Origin of the sequence: Enterococcus avium (assembly GCF_002891025.1) — a bacterium.
GTDB lineage: Bacteria > Bacillota > Bacilli > Lactobacillales > Enterococcaceae > Enterococcus_A > Enterococcus_A avium.
In genome coordinates this window covers 1469201-1484912 of record NZ_NBSL01000002.1, presented here as the reverse complement: position 1 = coordinate 1484912, position 15712 = coordinate 1469201, and the positions used below count along the sequence as shown (strand labels likewise).

Sequence of the window (15712 nt, the reverse complement as noted above, 5' to 3'; positions counted from 1 at the left end):
TTTTGTTTAGCAGAACTTGGATTGGTTAATTTTTTTTGGTTCAGTCTTTGATAAAAAACAGTTCACAGATTATAACTTAAAAAAACGTTCAGATTGTTTATTTTTTAAGGCCACAAGTTTAAATAGTCTTAGTGAATATTCTTTCATTTTTTAAAAGATATTGGATGGATTTGTCACTTTTTGAAAGCCTTTTTTTGTTATACTTAAGAGGGGATGATTGTGATGGATCGATTAAAAAATATCTGTTGCTATGCACCCATGATGGTGTATGCAACACCAGAAGTAGAATTAAAAGTAGATAAATTGTGTTTGGATATGGTTACATTAGCCGCAAAAGGCTGGAGTGTGGATCAGTTATATTATCATGTTTTGGCACGCAGCAGTGAAGTAACAGGAATAGAAATGGTATTATCGGCGGATTCTAAAGGATTAGTCATTGTCTTTCGGTCAGAGCAAGAAAAACAGGAGGTGGAAGAATATGCCAGTGAATACTTTTAATTTAAGCCTCATTCATCAAAAGATGTGTGATGAATTTATTGCAGATATCTGGATTTTTGCCATTCAAAAATGCATGGATTTGCCTGAAGCATTTGTTGCGGCAAGAGAAGAGGAACAACTTAAATACTTCTACCGTTTGATTGATCAGAATGAAGAAATGTCTTTGTATGTACATGAAGAATTGGGACTTGATTGTTAGTCCCGATTCTTTTTTCTTTTCAAGAGCAATTGCTTCTCATAGCAGAAGGCTTGAATACTTAAGGGAATAAATCCGTATCGGGTAAAGGTGTGAAGAAAACGGAATTGAAGGAGGCAAATTTTATGAGCAAAACGCTCCGATTAGTATTTCCTCAATGGCAGGGAGGAAATAATCCAAATTATCTTTTTGGTTCTGAATTGTTGAGACATATTGTTCCGCAAAGCAATAAAGCAGAGACAATTCAAATCACAGTTGACGAAAATACCTCAAAAGAATTACTGCTTGAAAATGGTGTAATTGGCGGGAATAGTTTATTAAAACAGCTGTCAGAGGCTTCGAAGGTTCTAACGGAAAAGCAACCTGAAAAAGTCATTACTTTGGGTGGGGATTGTTCCATTTCTCAAGCTCCCTTCGATTACTTACATGGAAAATATTCTAACTCGCTGGGAATTCTTTGGTTGGATGCGCATTCCGATATGTCAACCATTAATGACAGTCACAAAGGGCACATGCATGTACTGGGGAATCTTTTAGGTCACGGAGCACCACAGTTTGCCGAAAAAATTCGCCACCCCTTCACAGTCGAGCAGGTTATGCTCGCGGGGCTAAAATATGAAGAACTGCGTCCGTGCGACCACCAAGTCGATGATTTGAAGATGAATTATCTCACACCAGATAAATTGGTGGAGGATAGTTATGCAATCATTAATTGGATGAATCAAAATCAATTGAAGCACTTGGCGATTCATTTTGATTTAGATGTATTGTCTCCTCTGGACTACCGGTCGATTAATCCTGGTAAACTATACTTGGATGTAGAAAAATTTCTTGCCCCGATTGGAACAATGACACTCGAACAAATTGCCCGGATCATTAGGGATGTTTCTGAAAGAGCTGAAATCGTAGGGTTTAGTATCGGTGAATATTTACCTTGGGATGCGATCAATTTACGCAAAACTTTAGAGAACGTAGAGATATTTAAAGAATGAAAAAAGTCAGCGTGGATTCGCTGACTTTTTTAAACATGATCATCATTATTCACGATCTCGTACTTGATTCCATCTGGATCGTTAAAAAAAAGAGCATAATAATTTGGTCCATGTTGCGGAAAAATTTGTGGCTCATCTAAAATCTCAGCACCAAGTTCAAGTACCTTTTGATAGATTCGATTGACTTCATTTCTAGAAGGAGCTTGGAAGGCGATATGATGAACCGCTCCGGGTTTTCGTCTATGGATTGTTTCCTCTTGATACTCTGTAAGAGGTGAACAGATACCAAAATCATAGGATTGATCAAGATATTCGATAACATTCATATCCAAATCTTCTAAATAGACGTTGATTTTTTTATTCAAATCAAAGCCCAAAGCCTCCATCAACCCATCATAAAATACTTCAGCCGTATCAATATCCTTTACCGTAACTTGGAGATGATCCACTTTCATAGGTAATACCATTCTTAACTCTCCCTTCAAAAAAGCTATAGTTTCCAATAAGTCCTGCCATCAACAGTTCGGCCTAAAATTCCGTATTCTATGAGATATCGTCTAATCGTAACATAATCTTCGAACATCATCGAAATGATCTCATTGATTTCTTTTTCGCTATATTGTTTTTCAGAAGTAAAATTTTCTGCGAGTTTTTGAATGAGAATAATTCGCTTTTTTTCTTTTTTGGGAATTTGATTGGCTTTTCCATTTTTGTCGAGAAAAGTTTTAAAAACTTTTTCTCTTTCCTTTTCTGTGGAAATGAATCGTTCATCAGAATCAATGATGGAATTCGCTATAAAATTTCCCTGATCTTTTTCTTCAATGGATTCCAATAAGGCTAACAAAATTTTGGCCTGCCGTTTCTTTTCTTTAAATTTGAAGCGATGATTCCTTACGGCAGAAGTTGTAATATTCAGCTGTTCGGCTATTTCCTGATCATCAATGTCTTTATTAAACAGCGTCAGAAAGGTTTTCTGCGTGTCACTTAAACCTGTTTGATTTTTATCAAGATTGAGCAACGCGTCAAAAGGGCCGTGGTGTTCATGTTTTATATGATAAATCATTGCGCCTTCTGCTCGGGCTAGTTGGCTGTTGCCTTCATTAAGCGGGTAGACGAAGCGATCATCAAAGGTTTGATCACAATACAAGCATTGGAAAAGAAAGTCGCCTTTTTTTGAATAGCCTTTTTTTATTTCTTTGATGGTTAAATCACTCTTCATAATAACTCCTCCTGGTTAAATGCTAACATATTTATTTATCGTTTGCAAATACGATTGCAATAATTGTTAAAGTTATATATATATATAAGTGCTTGACCTTCACGTAACGTCAACGATTATGATAAAACCAAGGAGGTTACCATAATGAATAATTTTAGTGTAAAAATAATTGATACTTTGTCTTATTATGAAGCGTGTCTGCAGGGTCAGAAGGATGAAAATACTTTCCGCTATGAGTTGATGCAACCTTTCGAGGAAATGTGGCGGTATTTAAGTGTTCCCCTCATGCCAAAAACTTCGGGAGGCTATGATGTTTTGATGGCATCAGAGATGATGGGCATCTGGACGCCGCGAAAACGTAGAGAGCTGATTGAAACTAAGGTAAACCCTTTAAAAGACACGAATATTTTCGGAGAATGTCGTCAAGTTATAGAAAAAAGCGCACAGCTTTTCACTGACATTGGCTATCAAATACCGGTCGAAGAGTTTAATGTAAATATCTTGCTCGGTGATCCGGAAAACAGCGTCTTGATGGCAAGTGAAGGGTATAGCGGATTTGGCGGGATACCTGGGTACATTTTGTTAATCGTTGTTCCGAATGAATTCAATCGCACACGACTAAAATCTGCTTTGGCACATGAGTTTAATCATAATATTCGGTTTACCTATGAGCCCTTTAATCATGGAGATGTGAGTGTCGAAGATTATTTAGTGATTGAAGGCTTAGCGGAGGTTTTTGCCGAAACGCTTTATGGCATCGAACATCGTGGACCATGGGTACAAGATTACGACCAGGAAGAATTGGACTATACGATCGAAGTAATGAAGGGTGGACGTAATGCTCGCGGCTTTGATCAGGTTTCTGCGTATATGTATGGGGATGAAGTTGCCCGTGAGCAGGGGTATCAACCTGTAGGACTCTCAAGAAACGCTGGATATACAATTGGTTATCATCTCATAAAGAATTATTTGAAAAATACTGAAAAAACAATAGCTGAAGCGACTTTGACACCCAGTCGAATTCTTGTTCAGGAATCAAGAATTTTTGATTAGACACGAGAAGTTTTAAATAGCAATCGTTTTTCTAAAAAGAGTATGCTATACTTTTATTAATTGAATGACACTAGGGGTGCTTTTGAAGCTGAGATTATACCCATTGAACCTGAAACAGTTAGTACTGGCGCAGGGAATGTGTGATGTTTAGAATTTTGCACCCGACCGTTTTTTTGCGGTCGGGTTTTCTTCAGTATGCGTGTTTTGTGCAGAGAGCCTCCTTTTCATTCTTATGAGAATAAAGGAGGTTTTTTTATGTTGTGACTAGGAGACGTTGGAAGAGTCGTATCAAGTGGGCGTACTAAAAAAGTTAATAAGAGGAGATAGAGAATGAATTTTACAAAAATTGCGCGTCAAGAAGCAGCATCATTTTGGGAAGGAAGCTTTGAGCATCCATTTATCACGGCATTGGCAGATGGAAATTTGGCTCCAGAAATTTTTCGCTATTATTTACTTCAGGATCGCTATTATCTTGAACATTTTAGCAAGCTTTATCATTTAATTGCGGAACAAACAAACGATTGGGAAGCGCAGGAGCAGTTGCAAGAAAATGCTGAAAATCTTAAGCTAGGTGAAATGGCAATTCGCAAGGAGTTCTTTTCAGAATTAAGGATTACTGAGCATGAGATTTTGACTACACCGATTGCACCTACAGCTTATCATTACGTTTCGCATATGTATCGACAGTTGATTGACGGTACACCAAATACTGCTTTTGCAGGGATGCTTCCATGTGCCTGGCTGTATCAAGAAATCGGTGTTCGTTTGATTGACACGGGCTCTCCTAATCCTTTGTATCAGCGCTGGATTGAGACCTATGCTGGTGAGGCCGCTGCTGAAGGGATAAAAAAAGAGTGTGCGCTCTTAGATCGTCTATATCAAGAAAGTTCAATCAAAGAACAGCAGCAAATGATCGACGCCTTCGTGATCAGTAGTAAAATGGAATACGCCTTTTGGGAAATGGCTGTTAAATTAGAAAAATGGTAATGCATCAAGAGATCGTTCGATTGTGGACGGTCTTTTTTTTGAAACAATTTACAAATCGCATAGTTTATATGTTAAAATGCAAGTTAACACTTGCATTATTAGGAGGTATGTAAAATGATTTCGGGAGCTGAATTGGTTGTTAAAGCATTAATTGATGAGAAGGTTGACGTATGTTTTGCTTATCCGGGAGGACAGGCGATTGATTTGTTTGATGCGCTTTATCAGAGAAAGGAATTTCGCGTTATTTTGCCTAGACATGAGCAAGGATTGATTCATGCCGCAGATGGGTATGCGCGATCCACTGGAAAAGTCGGTGTTTGTCTAGTTACTAGTGGTCCAGGAGCAACAAATCTGATAACAGGGATTGCTACGGCGGGCTACGATTCCTCTCCGCTGGTTTGTATCACAGGACAGGTTTCAACACAGCTGATTGGGAAGGACGCTTTTCAAGAAGTAGATATGGTGGGAATCTGTCGCTCAATTGCTAAATATGCCGTAACAGTCAGGAATCGAGAGGATTTAGGAAAAATTCTGAAGAAAGCATTTGTTATTGCGCAATCTGGTAAACCAGGAGTTGTAGTCGTTGATATACCGAAAAATATTCAGCAAGAACTCGGTTCAGAAAAATACCCAAAAGAAGTAGCAATTCGTGGTGGTCAGAAAACGCAAATGATCCCACTGGAAAAACTAGAAACCGCAGCTGAAATACTCGAAACCGCTAAGAAACCTGTCTTGCTGCTTGGAGGTGGCGTTCATCGCGCTAGAGCGTATAAAGAAATAGCCGCCTTTATTGAAATGTACAATCTGCCAGTTGTTAGTACGATTATGGGAAAAGGGTCTTTACCTAGTAATCACCCAAATTATATTGGTAATGTAGGTATTCACGGCAGCTATGCAGCAAATCAGGCAATTTTAAACAGTGATGTTCTTTTGGCTTTAGGGACACGTTTGAATGATCGTGTGACTGGAAATGCCGCAGTGTTTTGTCCTTTCACAAAGCTGATTCATGTAGATATTGATCCAGCAACCATTGATAAAAATGTCGACACTCAAATTGGGTTAGTAGGAGACATTAAAGAAATATTGCCAAAAATCACTTACATGCTGTATTCGAAAAATCATGAGAAATGGCTACAAGAAATCAAAAATAAGGATCTACTTTCGCCTGTTCACATGAAAGAAGTAGGTTTAACACCAGAAAAAATCATTCAGAAAATCAACGAACATTTCTCAAATGCAATCGTGGTAACCGACGTTGGACAAAATCAGTTATGGACGACCCAATTTCTTGAAATCACAAAAGAAAGACAACTGCTGACTTCAGGTGGATTAGGTACGATGGGCTTCGGTTTTCCAGCATCTATTGGGGCCAAATTAGGGAATCTGGAAAAGGATGTCCTGACAATTACGGGTGATGGCGGTTTTCAAATGAACCTTCAAGAGCTTGCGACAGTGATGTTAGAAAAAATTCCGATTATTATTTGCATTTTCAACAATGAAAGTTTAGGAAATGTTCGTCAATGGCAAGAAATGTTCTATGACAAACGCTATTCTTACACGAAGTTAAGGGTGGACGGCATGTCTTATCTACCAGATTTCATCGCTTTAGGCCGCAGCTATGGAGTAGACGGTATTAGAATCACTGATGAAGAAGAACTTGACCACGCATTTATCCATGCAAAAGGTGCTAAAAGTCAACCATTTATTTTGGAGTTTATGCTTAAGACAGAACAAAAGGTCCTACCAATTGTTCCACCAGGTCAAGGTTTGAAGGAGATGATTACTTATGCAGACAATTAAACAGAAATGGTTAAGCGTCTACGTTGAAAACGAAGTTGGCGTACTAGCAAGAGTCTCTGGATTATTTTCCGGAAAATTGTATAATTTAAATAGCTTAACGGTTGGTGAGACAGAGGTCAAAGATATTTCTCGGATGACTATCAGCCTTTTTAGCGATGAGCGAACCTTTGAACAAATTAAACATCAATTAAGCAATATGATCGAAGTGATCCAAGTGATTGATTACACCGACATTCCCATTCACACTAAAGAGGTAATGTACGTTAAGCTGCCTTATTATGAAAGTCTCGAAAACGATCTAAATGGATTGACTCAGGCAAACAGATTTATCATTATTGATCAAACAACAGATCAAATGCTGATCGAGTGTATCAATACTGACGCGCAAAATAACCAACTAATTACCGATCTCCAACAAAGCATTTCTCAAGAAATCGAAGTGATTCGGGGAGGAAGTGTGGCGATCGCAAGTCTAATAAAGGAGTAAGTATTTCCTGTATGAAAAATACGCGAAGCAATATCATGGCTGCTACAAGAAAACTAATCGTTGAAAAAGGCTACAGTGACATGACAACAAAAGATGTTGCAAAAGAAGCGCAAGTAAACGAAGTGACGCTGTTTCGGCAATTTGGCAGTAAGAAAGAACTACTGTTGACAACATTAAAAGAAGCCGAGTGGATTCCTTCTGTAAATAAGGAGATTTATGATCAATTTCAATGGGATCTAACCAGCGATCTTCATTTGATGATGGAAGCGTATCTCACACAGGTTACGCCAGAGATTGTCCGGTTTTCCTTAGGCCTTCGCGCACAAGAAATTTATCAAGAAACGATGCCTTATATTGAGAAAATTCCAACAGCCTTTATTCAGACGCTGGAGGATTATTTGATTAGAATGAAGTCAAAAAAGCAAGTCAAAATCCATGATCCGAAAAAATCAGCGGAAATTATTTTTTCTAGTATGATAGGCTTTGCTTTCCTGCACGCCTACTCTAGCAGCGATCAGTATGAAAAGGAAGTGGAAATCTTTATTTCTGATGCCATTGATCAATTTATTAATGGCCTCATTTGAATACGAATAAAAAAACACCTGAATACGCTGCTCAATTGTTCGGACAGTTTGTATTCAGGCGTTTTTTTATTCTAACGAGTCTCCACTCAGAAATGAACGAATTTTTTCTTTTAATAGCTTGGTCTTTTGCGGATTGGCACCTTTAGTAGTTAATGCAATCCCAAAATCCTTTTCTTTAATCCATGCCATGTTGAAAAAATTGCTATTGCTTTGATTGGTTGTATCATTTACGAGTTGTCGCGGTGTCGTTTCATTCAAAACAGCTTGGTTGACTGCTGGATTATCTGTACAGATAAAAATGACTTGAAAACCAGTAGTATCACCATATTGAAAGGAACGTTCCCGCAATAGAACTTTTCCATTTTTCTTTGCTGTTAGTAAGGTATCAGAAAAATTCGGCGCGATAACCGTGGGTTTTACACCTGCTTCAATCAATCCGCAAACTTTTCGAGTGGCTATTCTTCCACCGCCGATCACTAGGACAGAAAACTGCTGGATATCAATTAAGATTGGGTACATAGGCGTAACTCCTTAGTCAATGATTTTACGGATTTTCGCTGTTTTGTTTAGACAAATTCACTAGAGCTTTTTTCTGTTCAAAGCGAAAATAGATGAAGTGGGAAAGAACACCAAAGAATACTGGACCTAAAAGCAAAGTTGAAAAGTTCAGATAATTTCCTAATTTTAAGGGTTCATATATTTGAAAGGCAATTGCAACAAAAATACAGACACAAACGCTTATGGAAAGAAAATAATTCAGGTAATTATTTTTAATAATCAATGACTGTTTCTGGATGATTTTTTTCTTTAAAAAGAAAGGAAAACTAGCTGCGACAATAAAATATGGAATCGCTCGTGAAACATTCGTCATGTAGGTTAATTGATTAAATAAATCTGATAAAAAAGTATTACTAAATGACAACAGCCCAATGAATAAAGAAATCAGCAAGGCTTGGATCCAAAGTGCATTTTCAGGCATTTGATTCCTATTCAGTGCTGAAAATTTTGGCCAGAAAACTTTAGGGGTACTCTTTATCAAACTTTTCAATGGACCATAGCTTATTGAGCTAAGAAGACTCAAATATGCCAGCCCCATTGTCAGGGCGGTGTAACGAATAAAAATCTGAGTCAATAAGTGCGTATGACTAACTGACAGGTTGAAACTGACAGCCAATGTCTTGGCCAATTGTTCCATGACACCATACATTAGATTTCCCAAATGAAGAGACGTTGCCTCCCGTAAGCCGTCAATGTTATTTGCACAGCTCCAAATGATAATGCCGCTAACATATAAAAATAACACAACAAACGAACTGATAATCACGGCTCGCGGAAATCTGCTGCGGCTTTTTTTGGTTTTATCGGCAAGACTCGCAATCGTATCCAATCCCCCAAATGCGGTGATCGAAAAAATGAAAAAAGGCAGCTGTGAAAGCAGGCGGCTCGATGATTCTTGAAAAAAGCTTGGCACAGTCAAACTATGATGGATATTTATTAAGACTAGTTCAGGATTCTTAAAAATCAAAATTAAATTACCAGATAACGAAAGGATTAACAAACCAACCATAGCGTAACCGCTAATATGCAGAAAACGGAAAATGACTTGGAAGCCACGTTTGTTCATCCAAGTGATACCTATTACTGCCAATATAGAAAATAACGCTAACCATATTTGAGAAGAAACACCGAACCAATTCATTGACGTAGTTATATCTTGCCCGAAGAACAGAATAGAAATTGGAATAAGAATCTTCATAAATAAACTAATCATCCAAATGAAGTAGCTGCTATACCATAAAAAAACAGTTGTGAAAGCTGCCTTAGGAGAAAGGGACTCTTTTAACCAGTCATAGATCGCTCCTGAGCGATGTGCGTACTTTTTGGTATACTGCGCTACGATCAGTGCGTAGGGAATAAAATAAAAGAGGGCACTAATAAAAAACCAAATAAGTGATTGACTTCCCAGCATAAAAAATGCTGAGATCATACTAGAAAATGAGTATACAGTAGTGGTAATGATCAAAATCAGATTTTGTGAAGATTGTTTTTTAGTCATCGTCCGCTCCTTAAAGTCTTTTCTCCATCTTATTTTCTTTTAAATAAAAAGACAAGATGAATTTTGATTTAAAAGAATTACTTCATCAAAAAAGCGGTAGATAAAAATGAATGAAAAGATTGATAAATCAATGATTTTTCAAATCGAATAATAAATAATAACAATATATTGCTTTGTTTTAGGTTCGAAATAACAAAATTTGGCTGAACTTCAGCGATTGAATAGCTTTCCTTTGATTGCTTTATTAAAATTCAAGAAAAACCTTTAACCAGTAGTTAAATCTGAAAATAGCAGTATTTTATATCGTTTGAGCAGGGAAATAAGATTCTGAAGACTATCTTTTTAGAATACATATCAAGATTATTGAAGGACACAGTTCTCTTCTACATTCTAGAGCGAATGATGATGACGATTGCTTGGTTCCGTGAGGATAGTACATATTTCGATCATCATTTTTTTAAATCGTCAATCAGTTTTAAATATAGTAATATTTTGCTCTTACCTTTTTCAAAATAGCACAATGTGGCTGAGTTATGGAAAAAAGCCAAGAATAAGGAGAAACGTTTGCTATAATAAAGAAAAATTGAATACTTAATAACTGATCAAGGGAATGAGGTGAAAATCCTCAACAGCCCCTTTCTACTGTATATGCGGATGAACTCTCACAAGCCACTTTTCGGGAAGGCGAGATAGTAAATGGATGCAAAGTCAGGATACCTTGTTCAGGGATTAAAAAATAATTGGATTGGGAAGATTATTTTGCTAACGGTATTATTTGGTGTATTTATACAAATAAAAAACGCGGCGAGACCATCTTTTCTGGACTCGCTGCGTTTATTTTTTTTGGTTATCAATCAGAATTTACTGAGAAAACAAATAGTATATCAAAACGAATAAGGATGTCAGTTCAACTTTTCGCAGGTTACTTAAAACAGAAGGATATTAAGCAATAAGAATCAAATTGAAGCTCAAGAACTTTAGTTGAATGATATACGACATTCGAATCGAACTAATTTTACTTGAAAAATTAATACATTAAAACGAATAAGGAGTGAAACATGATGAAGTATTCAACAAAGAAATTGGCAACATTAGCAATTCTGCTGGCGCTATGTGTGATTGGGGCAAACATTAAAATCCTTGGTTCAATCGCATTAGACTCTTTTCCCGCATTTATTGGTGCAATCATTCTTGGCCCTGCCGCAGGAGCATTTTTAGGATTTTTCGGACACATGATCTCAGCGTTACTGTCAGGGTTTCCTAATACTTTGCCAATTCATCTGATTATTGCTGTATTGATGGCGGCCTGTATGTTCTTTTATAGCTGGACGCGCAAAAAGTTGCAAAGAAATAAGGTCGCAGCTTCGATAATTTCGATGCTGGTGGCTTACGTAATCAATGTACCATTGGATTTGCTATTGCTTTATCCATTGATGGGGCCGGTTGTTTTCATGCTTTTCGTCCCCCTGACCTTGGCGACAGTCGTGAATTTAACTCTATCTGAGATTGTGATTCTAGGAATTCCACAAAAATATAAAGAAGCAATCTTTCTAAAATAATCAAGAAGCGGAGTCGTTATTATGGCAGTGAAGCATGGAGGAAATATTCAAGAAATCAGTGAATTATATCAGATAGATAAGAAAGAGTTAATTGATTTTAGTGCAAATATCAACCCCTTAGGTATTCCCCAAGGAGTCAAAGCAACACTAACGAAGGGCATTGCGGAGCTAGTTCATTATCCTGATATTCGATACCATGCACTAATCCAGTCAATCGCTGATTTTCATGAGATTTCAGCAGAATTTGTCTATCCAGCCAATGGGGCTGCAGAAGCGATTTTTATGTTGGGAAGAACGCTTATGCTGAAAAGATTATTATTGCTTGCACCGACTTTCATGGAGTATGAAGCAGCTTTTAGTCAACAAAAGACTGAATTTAGCTATTTTAATTTGGAGCAACGCAATTTTCAATGGACAATTGCAGAATTGATACAATCAGCGAAGGAGCAACAAGTGGATGGCATCTGCCTCTGTAACCCAAATAATCCAACTGGTCAAATGCTGAAGCAATCTGAACTTGAGGAATTAGCTCTATTTTGTCAGAGAGAAGAGATAGCCTTAATTATCGATGAGGCATTTGTAGATTTTACAAGGGAGGAATATTCGCTTGTTTCTTCAATCAGCACTAATGAAAACCTCTACATCTTTCGATCGTTGACAAAAATGTTTGCGATTCCAGGTTTGCGTTTAGGCTACTTGCTAAGTAGTAATCGCGCTGTTCTAGCTCAAATTGAAGCGAAAACTGTGCCTTGGCACATTAATACCTTTGCAGATATTGCCGGACAGCAAGCATTGAAGGAAACAAGATTTATTAAGGATAGTCAGCGCTATATCGCAGAGGAACGAAGGTTTTTAGAAAAGGGGTTGGCTCAATTTAAGGAGCTAGAAACGTTTTCTAGTCAGACGAATTTTATTTTCTTGCGGTATCAGGGTTCGGGTTGTCTACAAGAAAAATTGATCCAAAAAAATATTCTGATTCGAAATTGTAATAGCTTTCATGGCTTGTCTCAAAAATATTATCGAATTGCAGTTAAATCAAGAGTTGATAACAAATCCTTACTTGATGCATTGGAGGCGATTTTATGCGAGTGACTGCTTCTTGTACCGGTTCATGCGGAGAATTAATTCAAGGCTGGCTCGGTGATTCGCAAAAACTAGTTAGTTATGGAATTGATCGGTTTTCTAAAGTGACGCTTCAAACGGGAATTGCTTCTAAAGGAGCTAAACCAAAAATCGAGAAAGCGATCAATAAAACGCTGGATCACTTAAGAATACCGAATGCTAAAAGAGAAAAGCTATCTTTCGTGATCAATTCAGAACTACCGATAGCTAAAGGGATGGCTAGTAGTACGGCGGATATTGCCGCAGCTTGCCAAGCAACGGCTGCTTACTATGGAAGAAAAATTACCAGAGATGAAATTATCGACATTTGTTTGGCAATTGAACGTACAGACAGTATCCTTTTTCCGACACTCACATTGTTTGAGCAGAAAAATGGGTCAGTAAGAAAGAGTAGCGGATGGGCTCCTCAGTTTTACGTGGTTGTTTTGGAGCCGGAAGAAACCTTACAAACCGAAATTTTTCATTCACAAGAGAACGAGCGCCTATTTTTTCAACAACGAGCACTCTTTACAGAAGTTTATCAGTGTTATGTAGGTGCAGTGAGAGAAAAATCGTTGCAAATGCTCGGAGAGGCAGCCACACAGAGCGCGCTATTGAATCAGGAAGTTTTAGCTAAACCCTATTTCTCAGATTTAATGAAGCTTAGACAGTACCATCAATGGTTAGGAGTCAACGTTGCACATAGTGGCTCAGTAGTTGGAATCATGATTGAAAAACCAGAAGATATTCCAGCAGTTCTAGAGGTGATAAAGAAATCCAATGTGTCACGTTGGTATTCCAAGGTCAGTGTTCATCAAAGCTGCTACCGAGGAGTAGAATTGATAGAAGCGAGGAAAATGAATGAAGAAGCTAATGATCGCGGCTGTTTCCAGCGGCTCAGGAAAGACAACGATAACGCTTGGTTTAATGAAACTTTTGCAAAATCGCGGGTATCGAGTTCAACCCTATAAGGTCGGTCCTGATTACGTCGATACCGAATACCACACGCGAATTACCGGAAACCCTTCACGGAATTTGGACATGTTTCTAGTTCAAGATAATGCACGAATGAAAACACTTTTCGAAAAAGAAGCGGGAAATGCAGACATTTGTGTAATTGAAGGAGTAATGGGGCTTTTTGACGGGTTAGGGGTAGACAAGGATTTTTGCTCCAGTGCAGGAATTGCAAAGCAGTTGGATTGTTCCGTATTGCTGGTAGTGAATGGGCAATCAGCCTCAACATCTGTGGCGGCAGTGGTTAAGGGATTCGTCGATTTTGATCCGAAACTAAACATTTGTGGAGTCATTATTAATAAAGTTGCCTCTGACACACACTATCAATTGATTAAAAAAGCAGTGGAATTGTACACCGATGTTCCTGTTTTCGGATATTTGAAGCGAGAAAAAGGAGTAGAGCTGCCTTCTAGACAGTTAGGATTGGTCCCTGATCGAGAAATCAACGATGTGACAGAAAAAATTCAGCAGGTAGCAGAATCCTTAGAAGCGACCTTTGAGCTTGATCAGTTATTAGAGCGGCTTCCGAATGAGAAAATCCGATATACACCGCCGTATTATCCGCAATTTCCGAAAATCAAGGTTGCATATGCTCTAGATGAAGCATTCCATTTTTATTATCAAGACAATCTTGATTTGCTGAGGACGCATGGCGTGGAGCTGCTCACCTTTAGCCCAATGAAGGATGACCATCTTCCAGAGGCGGATTTGTATTATTTTGGTGGCGGTTATCCAGAAGAATTTGCTCTGGAGCTTTCAACAAATCAATCAATGCGCAGCAATATCAAGAAAAAACACGAGCAAAGCGCCTTTATACTAGCTGAATGTGGCGGGTTAATGTACCTAGGTACTGCCTTTAATAAAGATGAGAAGAACTATCCGATGGTAGGTATTTTTGAAGGAGTTAGTCAGATGACATCAGGTCTTCAGAAATTTGGCTACTGCTATGGGGACCTGAATCAAGAGACTTTGCTTGGGGAAAAAGGAACAACAGTAGTAGGGCACGAATTTCATCATTCAATTTTTCAAAGTAATGAACCAACAGTTCTTGAAATGCGAAAGGAACGCGATGGAGAAGTCGTGAAGAGATGGACTGGCGGTTATCAGAAAAAGAATACGTTTGGCAGTTATCTTCACCTTCATTTTTATCAAAGTGAAGATTTTCTTCAGAATCTGCTGGAGAAAGTGAGGAATAGCAGATGATCTACTGGATTATTGTTGCTTTCATTTTAGATTTATTGATTGGTGACCCTTACAGCTGGCCGCATCCAATTAAGCTGATTGGCAATTTTATCGCTTGGTTTCAGGAGAGGTTCACCCAGACAAAAAGTGATCAGGAAAACTATCGTTTGGGGATTCTATTGTGGTTGGTAACTGTTTTTGGATCAGGATTGGTAACTTTTATCCTTTTAAAACTTAGTTTTCTAATTCATCCTGTTATTGGCATCGTCTGTTACATTTATCTGTCTTATACAACGTTAGCAACCAGAAGTTTATCGCTAGAAGGTAAAAAAGTTTATCAGAAGTTAGTCAATGACAGTCTCGATAATGCTCGTAAACAGGTTGCAATGATTGTCGGAAGAGATACCAAAGAACTAACAAAAGACGAAATTATCAAAGCAACCATTGAAACAATCGCTGAAAATACCAGTGATGGTGTCATCGCTCCATTACTCTGTCTATTTCTCGGAGGACCAACTTTGGCTATGATGTATAAGGCTGTCAACACGCTGGATTCAATGGTGGGGTATGTGACACCAAAATATCGCGCAATCGGCTGGTTTTCCGCAAAAATGGATGATATTTGGAATTTTATCCCTGCTCGTTTGACTTGGTTCTATTTACTAGGAGCAACTAAAATACTGCGCTTAAATACTTCAAACGCTTGGAAAGTTGGAAAAGCTGATTGTCGTAATCATAAAAGTCCGAATAGCGGCTATCCCGAAGCAGTGGTCGCAGGTGCACTAGGAATCCAACTTGGCGGCACGCATCTTTATCATGGTGTGGAAATTTATAAACCGACAATCGGAGTCTCACTTCGTTCAGCGAAGCCAAAGGATATATTAACTGCTAATAAACTTTTGTATACAACAGCGATTTTGAGCGTAACTGTATTTAGTGTTACTGCAATCATCATCAAAAAGTACTTTTTATAAGAAGGAGAAA

The 15712-nt window shown here is 38.1% G+C and carries 17 protein-coding genes and 2 riboswitches; of the genes, 13 read left to right on the top strand and 4 right to left on the bottom strand.

The features are described 5' to 3' along the window. Window positions 1-222: 222 nt before the first annotated feature. The 3 genes from AUF14_RS07615 (at window position 223) to AUF14_RS07605 (ending at window position 1686) form a co-directional block, all read left to right on the top strand. The gene (locus AUF14_RS07615) at window positions 223-498 is read left to right on the top strand and encodes a hypothetical protein (protein ID WP_185937930.1); all 276 of its coding nucleotides are present in this window, start codon (window positions 223-225) and stop codon (window positions 496-498) included. Then, on the top strand, window positions 479-697 hold the full coding sequence (locus AUF14_RS07610) for a hypothetical protein (protein WP_048720531.1): 219 nt from the start codon (window positions 479-481) through the stop codon (window positions 695-697). The genes AUF14_RS07615 and AUF14_RS07610 overlap by 20 nt, the downstream gene beginning before the upstream one ends. A gap of 122 nt (window positions 698-819) precedes the next feature. Next, a complete protein-coding gene (locus AUF14_RS07605; RefSeq protein ID WP_049220812.1) occupies window positions 820-1686 on the top strand; it encodes an arginase family protein in 867 nt (288 codons plus the stop codon). 29 nt (window positions 1687-1715) lie between these two features. On the opposite strand, the gene AUF14_RS07600 is transcribed toward AUF14_RS07605, so the two are convergent. Together AUF14_RS07600 and AUF14_RS07595 are read right to left on the bottom strand one after the other, a co-directional pair. Further along, window positions 1716-2153, bottom strand: a complete 438-nt coding sequence (locus AUF14_RS07600; RefSeq protein WP_049220810.1) for a VOC family protein — start codon at window positions 2151-2153, stop codon at window positions 1716-1718. Between the two features lie 23 nt (window positions 2154-2176). Further along, on the bottom strand, window positions 2177-2905 hold the full coding sequence (locus tag AUF14_RS07595) for a DUF2087 domain-containing protein (RefSeq protein WP_049220808.1): 729 nt from the start codon (window positions 2903-2905) through the stop codon (window positions 2177-2179). Window positions 2906-3049: 144 nt separating this feature from the next. Here AUF14_RS07595 and AUF14_RS07590 point away from each other — a divergent pair, with 144 nt between their 5' ends. The 5 genes from AUF14_RS07590 (at window position 3050) to AUF14_RS07570 (ending at window position 7816) form a co-directional block, all read left to right on the top strand. Continuing rightward, a complete protein-coding gene (locus tag AUF14_RS07590; protein WP_049220807.1) occupies window positions 3050-3958 on the top strand; it encodes a DUF2268 domain-containing protein in 909 nt (302 codons plus the stop codon). Between the two features lie 62 nt (window positions 3959-4020). Then, window positions 4021-4112: riboswitch (TPP riboswitch) on the top strand. A gap of 176 nt (window positions 4113-4288) precedes the next feature. After that, a complete protein-coding gene (tenA, locus tag AUF14_RS07585; RefSeq protein WP_102865978.1) occupies window positions 4289-4945 on the top strand; it encodes a thiaminase II in 657 nt (218 codons plus the stop codon). A 114-nt stretch (window positions 4946-5059) separates the two neighbouring features. Next, window positions 5060-6745 carry a biosynthetic-type acetolactate synthase large subunit gene (gene ilvB / locus AUF14_RS07580; RefSeq protein WP_049220805.1) on the top strand — a complete coding sequence of 562 codons (1686 nt, stop codon included), beginning with the start codon at window positions 5060-5062 and terminating at the stop codon, window positions 6743-6745. Then, window positions 6732-7232 (top strand): acetolactate synthase small subunit, encoded by a 501-nt coding sequence (gene ilvN, locus AUF14_RS07575; RefSeq protein ID WP_048717980.1) that lies wholly within the window; start codon window positions 6732-6734, stop codon window positions 7230-7232. The genes ilvB and ilvN overlap by 14 nt, the downstream gene beginning before the upstream one ends. An 11-nt stretch (window positions 7233-7243) precedes the next feature. After that, window positions 7244-7816 carry a TetR/AcrR family transcriptional regulator gene (locus AUF14_RS07570; protein WP_049220802.1) on the top strand — a complete coding sequence of 191 codons (573 nt, stop codon included), beginning with the start codon at window positions 7244-7246 and terminating at the stop codon, window positions 7814-7816. A gap of 66 nt (window positions 7817-7882) precedes the next feature. On the opposite strand, the gene AUF14_RS07565 is transcribed toward AUF14_RS07570, so the two are convergent. Next, entirely contained in the window at window positions 7883-8335 is a 453-nt protein-coding gene (locus tag AUF14_RS07565) for a precorrin-2 dehydrogenase/sirohydrochlorin ferrochelatase family protein (RefSeq protein WP_049220800.1), read from the bottom strand. A 25-nt stretch (window positions 8336-8360) separates the two neighbouring features. Next, window positions 8361-9872, bottom strand: a complete 1512-nt coding sequence (locus tag AUF14_RS07560) for an amino acid permease (protein ID WP_049220798.1) — start codon at window positions 9870-9872, stop codon at window positions 8361-8363. 569 nt (window positions 9873-10441) lie between these two features. Beyond that, window positions 10442-10611: riboswitch (cobalamin riboswitch) on the top strand. A 319-nt stretch (window positions 10612-10930) separates the two neighbouring features. Here AUF14_RS07560 and AUF14_RS07550 point away from each other — a divergent pair. From AUF14_RS07550 to cbiB, 5 genes are read left to right on the top strand one after another with little or no spacing between them, the layout of a single operon-like run. Then, window positions 10931-11431 (top strand): ECF transporter S component, encoded by a 501-nt coding sequence (locus tag AUF14_RS07550; protein WP_016179892.1) that lies wholly within the window; start codon window positions 10931-10933, stop codon window positions 11429-11431. Between the two features lie 21 nt (window positions 11432-11452). Further along, a complete protein-coding gene (gene cobD, locus AUF14_RS07545; protein WP_049219760.1) occupies window positions 11453-12523 on the top strand; it encodes a threonine-phosphate decarboxylase CobD in 1071 nt (356 codons plus the stop codon). Then, window positions 12514-13503 carry a GHMP family kinase ATP-binding protein gene (locus AUF14_RS07540; RefSeq protein WP_102865976.1) on the top strand — a complete coding sequence of 330 codons (990 nt, stop codon included), beginning with the start codon at window positions 12514-12516 and terminating at the stop codon, window positions 13501-13503. Before cobD ends, AUF14_RS07540 begins: the two co-directional genes overlap by 10 nt. Beyond that, window positions 13394-14749 carry a cobyrinate a,c-diamide synthase gene (locus AUF14_RS07535; protein WP_049219756.1) on the top strand — a complete coding sequence of 452 codons (1356 nt, stop codon included), beginning with the start codon at window positions 13394-13396 and terminating at the stop codon, window positions 14747-14749. The genes AUF14_RS07540 and AUF14_RS07535 overlap by 110 nt, the downstream gene beginning before the upstream one ends. Further along, the gene (cbiB, locus tag AUF14_RS07530; RefSeq protein WP_049219754.1) at window positions 14746-15702 is read left to right on the top strand and encodes an adenosylcobinamide-phosphate synthase CbiB; all 957 of its coding nucleotides are present in this window, start codon (window positions 14746-14748) and stop codon (window positions 15700-15702) included. Before AUF14_RS07535 ends, cbiB begins: the two co-directional genes overlap by 4 nt. The last annotated feature ends 10 nt before the right edge of the window (window positions 15703-15712 follow it).

Coding starts and splice junctions, on each gene's coding strand:
- cbiB (WP_049219754.1), top strand. CDS start 14,746: ATGATCTACTGGATTATTGTTGCTTTCATTTTAGATTTATTGATTGGT.
- cobD (WP_049219760.1), top strand. CDS start 11,453: ATGGCAGTGAAGCATGGAGGAAATATTCAAGAAATCAGTGAATTATAT.
- AUF14_RS07595 (WP_049220808.1), bottom strand. CDS start 2,905: ATGAAGAGTGATTTAACCATCAAAGAAATAAAAAAAGGCTATTCAAAA.
- ilvN (WP_048717980.1), top strand. CDS start 6,732: ATGCAGACAATTAAACAGAAATGGTTAAGCGTCTACGTTGAAAACGAA.
- AUF14_RS07550 (WP_016179892.1), top strand. CDS start 10,931: ATGATGAAGTATTCAACAAAGAAATTGGCAACATTAGCAATTCTGCTG.
- AUF14_RS07535 (WP_049219756.1), top strand. CDS start 13,394: ATGAAGAAGCTAATGATCGCGGCTGTTTCCAGCGGCTCAGGAAAGACA.
- AUF14_RS07570 (WP_049220802.1), top strand. CDS start 7,244: ATGAAAAATACGCGAAGCAATATCATGGCTGCTACAAGAAAACTAATC.
- AUF14_RS07560 (WP_049220798.1), bottom strand. CDS start 9,872: ATGACTAAAAAACAATCTTCACAAAATCTGATTTTGATCATTACCACT.
- AUF14_RS07590 (WP_049220807.1), top strand. CDS start 3,050: ATGAATAATTTTAGTGTAAAAATAATTGATACTTTGTCTTATTATGAA.
- AUF14_RS07565 (WP_049220800.1), bottom strand. CDS start 8,335: ATGTACCCAATCTTAATTGATATCCAGCAGTTTTCTGTCCTAGTGATC.
- AUF14_RS07610 (WP_048720531.1), top strand. CDS start 479: ATGCCAGTGAATACTTTTAATTTAAGCCTCATTCATCAAAAGATGTGT.
- AUF14_RS07600 (WP_049220810.1), bottom strand. CDS start 2,153: ATGGTATTACCTATGAAAGTGGATCATCTCCAAGTTACGGTAAAGGAT.
- tenA (WP_102865978.1), top strand. CDS start 4,289: ATGAATTTTACAAAAATTGCGCGTCAAGAAGCAGCATCATTTTGGGAA.
- AUF14_RS07615 (WP_185937930.1), top strand. CDS start 223: ATGGATCGATTAAAAAATATCTGTTGCTATGCACCCATGATGGTGTAT.
- ilvB (WP_049220805.1), top strand. CDS start 5,060: ATGATTTCGGGAGCTGAATTGGTTGTTAAAGCATTAATTGATGAGAAG.
- AUF14_RS07605 (WP_049220812.1), top strand. CDS start 820: ATGAGCAAAACGCTCCGATTAGTATTTCCTCAATGGCAGGGAGGAAAT.
- AUF14_RS07540 (WP_102865976.1), top strand. CDS start 12,514: ATGCGAGTGACTGCTTCTTGTACCGGTTCATGCGGAGAATTAATTCAA.